Below are 3891 nucleotides of genomic sequence, written 5' to 3'. Positions count from 1 at the left end.
GAAGAAGATAAGGAGTTAGTTTAAATGTATAGAATTTTATTTAGCATTGGTTCATTTTCTATCTATTCTTATGGTGTTATGCTTGCTTTAGCTTTTATGGTAGGTATTTTTTTAGCTATGCAGGAAGCAAAAAAAAATGGAGAAGATCCAGAAAGAATTTTAGATCTAAGTTTATATGTTATTTTAGGTGCGCTAATAGGGGGAAGATTAGGATATATTTTATTATATCTTGATTATTATTTGAAAAACCCGGTGAGAATATTATATTTTAGGCAAGGTGGATTAAGCTTTTTTGGAGGATTTTTCATAGCCTATATTCTATGTTGGTGGTATATTAAGATAAGTAAAATATCGTTCTGGAAATATGCTGATATTGTTGCCCCCTCTATTGCTATTGGGTTAGTAATTGGAAGGATAGGTTGTTTTTTAAATGGTTGTTGTTATGGTTTAGTATCAGAAAAATATGGATTAAGTTTTCCTGCTTTAAATATGCCTCCGGTATATCTGCAACAGTTAAAAGATGGATTAATTGTCTCGGGAAGCTCCTCTACTCTTCCGGTAATTCCAACTCAGCTTTACTCTTCTTTATATAATTTTTTAATATTTTTTATTCTTCTGTGGATTAAAAAGCATAAAAAATATAATGGATCTGTTTTCTTAAGTTTTTTAATCTTATATTCGATATCTCGTTTTACTATAGAATTTTTTAGATTTTCCGAAAGTAATAAAATTTTAAATTATTTTACTATTGCTCAGATTATTTGTCTAGTGGTCATATTTTGTTCCTTAATATATATGAATATTTTAAAAAAAAGAAAGCAAAATTAGCGGAAAAAGAAAGAAGTCAGAAGACAGAATACAGAAGTCAGAATACAGAATTGATTTCTTTCTTATTCTATCTTCTGAATTCTGGCTTCTATATAATAATATGTAGGGGCAGACCTTGTGTCTGCCCGGAATGAGTAATGTGTAGGGTTTTTTATGAAAGAAAAAGAAAAAATACTCTCCTATCAGGATGAAGACAAAATTAGAATAGACCTCTATCTAACTAAAGAAAATATATATCCTTCCAGATCTCAAATTAAAAATTTAATTCTTCAAGGTAAAATAAGAGTAAATCATAATATAATTAAGCCAAGTTATTCCTTAAAAAAGGAGGATGAAATAAATTTATATTCACCCGAAGAGAAAGAATTAAAGCTTGACGCAGAAGCAATCTCTTTAGATATTATTTATGAAGATGAATATTTGATTGTGGTTAATAAACCAGCCGGTATGATGGTTCATCCTACCGGAAAAGTATGTTCTGGTACTCTGGTTAACGCTTTACTGTATCATTGTAAAGATTCCTTATCTGGTATAAATGGAGTAATTAGACCCGGAATTGTTCACCGACTAGATAAAGATACCTCAGGTCTTATGGTAGTTGCCAAAAATGATCTCGCCCATCTCGATTTATCCAATCAGATAAAAAATCGTCAGGTCACCAAGAAATATATTGCTTTGGTTCATGGAAATATAAAGAATAATTCAGGAATTATTAATGCACCAATTGGTAGAAGTGTAAAGCATAGAAATAAAATGGCCGTAATTGAAGTGAATAGTCGGGAAGCAATCACCCAATTTAAAGTATTAAGGAAATTTTTAAACTATACCTTACTTGAAGTAGTTATTCATACCGGTAGAACTCACCAAATAAGAGTTCATCTGGCTTTTATAGGCTACCCGGTGGTTGGTGATCAAGTATATGGCTCCCGAAAGCAGGAATTAACTATAAAACGGCAAGCCTTACATTCTCATATCTTAGGCTTTATTCATCCTTTTACTAAGAAATATATGGAATTCCAGGCTCCTCTACCGAACGATATGCAAGAATTAATTGCTACCTTAGAAGAGATTAAAAAATAATATTTCCCTCTTGCTTGATGAGAAGGAAGAGGTTGATACTGAAATAAAGGGGATTTCAAGGGGAAAGAATTTTCCCTTGACTATTTTGAGAAATCATATTTTTAATCTCGGGGAGATTTATTTTTATTAAAAGACTTTTTTCCTGGGAATAAATAGCCATTCCCGGTTTAGCATTTTTAGGTTTTTTCACATATTTTTTAAGAGTATAATCAACTAATACCTTATTTTCTTTTTTAGCTTTACTAAAATACGCTGCTAAATTAGCAGCTTGAATTAAGGTTTCCAGTGGAGGAGATTGTTTATTACCTCTATTTTTAATAATAACGTGGGCTCCCTGGATGTTTTTTGGGTGAAGCCAAATATCATTACCAGAAGCCAATTTAAAGGTTAGAAAATCATTTTGATGGTTATTTTTCCCCACATAGATTTCCCAGCCATCCTGGGAGATATATTTTGCCGGCAATAGCTTATTTTTTTTCTTTTCCTGTTTTTTAAGGGGAACAATTATTTTTTTAGATAATCCCAATTTCATTAAATCGTTATAAATTTTGAGCAGGTTAGGAAGAGAATTACTATATTGTTTATATAATTTATGAAATTCTGCCAATTGAGCAAGCTTTAACTGGTTATTATTTAATTGTTCTAAAATTATTTCCCAGCTATCTTTTGTTTTTTTATATTTTTTAAAATATAAGCGGGCATTTTCCAAAGCTGTTAATTTATGGTTTAGTGGTATAGTTATATCTTCCTGCCGAGGAGAATAATAGTTGATGACCTTAATTTCGGTGTCTCCTCTTTTAATGCTGGCAAGATTTGCTTTGATCAGTTCTCCGTTTATTTTATATTTTTCGCAATTTTTCACTTCTTCAAGCTTTTTTTGGTAGTCGTTTATCTTATTATTTATTTTTAGCATATTTTTACTGAGTATCTGGTCCAACTTATTCTGTATAGAGAGAATTTCTCGTTCTTTTTCCAGTTCAGTAAATAAAGATTCTAAACACGAATTCGCATCTTTAAAATTTCGCTTATGGCATGGAGGAAACTGGATAGAATTTATTAGAGAATAGGCTTTTATCTTTTCGGATAGTGGATCTAAAAATATGGTTGGCTGAAAAATGTGATTTTTAATATTATTTATAATTCTATTAAAAGAAGTCCAGAGCATTTCCAAATCTGCCTGGGAAGCATTAGAAACATCTTTTTCCAGGGATAAATTTGCCTGCAGAACCATCTCCTTTGCATTCTGTAGGCTTATACCTATAAAATTGTTCTGGATCAGCTTCCAGAGGTTTAAACTTTTATCTTTTAGGGAGTAAAAAATATTAAAAAAATCTTTCCGGTTAACATTTAGAGTATTTAATTTATTTTGAGAAGGAGGAGAGATATAAAATTTACCGGGCAAAATTTCTCGGTACCTGTTGATATTGGAATCTACTAATTTTATACTACCTTCTATCATGGTATTCTCTTTAAGAAGAATCATGTTACCGTGTTTGCCCATAAATTCTATGATTAGTATTTGGTTTTGGGTTTGACCAAATTTAAGGTAGGGCTGAATAATAAAATGCAAAATTCGGTCAAAATCCGGCTGTTTTATATCCAATATCTTTCCACCGATAAGGTGATTTTGGAGTAAGTTCAAAAAGGGTGAGCTAATTGTCTCTTCAGTATTTTTGGATTCAGAAAAATAAATTTCCATAGATGATGGGTCTATGGAAATATGAATATAAAAGGTGTCTCTTTTTTTATTTATACCATTTAATACTAAAAAATTATTAGGTTTTACTTCCATAATAATTTTATACTTTTTAGTTTGAATAATATTGGTTATCTTTTCATCTTTAAATTTATCCAGAAGTTCTTTTCTGATGGCTTCTAAACTTATACTATCCAAAGACATTTTAATCTCCTTATCAATATGATAGTGAAAAAATATTTCCAACAGATTATATATATGGTGCGTTGCAGATAATTTTATAGTAA

The 3891-nt window shown here is 30.4% G+C and carries 3 protein-coding genes; 2 read left to right on the top strand and 1 reads right to left on the bottom strand.

Annotation, left to right across the window (positions count from 1 at the left end):
* Positions 1 to 24 precede the first annotated feature (24 nt).
* Positions 25 to 828 carry a prolipoprotein diacylglyceryl transferase gene (lgt, locus tag COZ07_RS00830; protein WP_406606717.1) on the top strand — a complete coding sequence of 268 codons (804 nt, stop codon included), beginning with the start codon at positions 25 to 27 and terminating at the stop codon, positions 826 to 828.
* Positions 829 to 981: 153 nt separating this feature from the next.
* Positions 982 to 1908 (top strand): RluA family pseudouridine synthase, encoded by a 927-nt coding sequence (locus tag COZ07_RS00825; protein ID WP_406606716.1) that lies wholly within the window; start codon positions 982 to 984, stop codon positions 1906 to 1908.
* Positions 1909 to 1963: 55 nt separating this feature from the next.
* Here COZ07_RS00825 and COZ07_RS00820 read toward each other — a convergent pair.
* Positions 1964 to 3891: NFACT family protein (locus tag COZ07_RS00820; protein WP_406606715.1), on the bottom strand; the 1928-nt coding region annotated here is incomplete at its 5' end.

The sequence above is a fragment of the Candidatus Infernicultor aquiphilus genome (assembly GCF_002784285.1).
Classification (GTDB): Bacteria; Atribacterota; Phoenicimicrobiia; order Phoenicimicrobiales; family Phoenicimicrobiaceae; genus Infernicultor; species Infernicultor aquiphilus.
The sequence above is the reverse complement of the archived record's forward strand: the minus strand, read 5'-3'. Positions and strand labels throughout refer to the sequence as shown.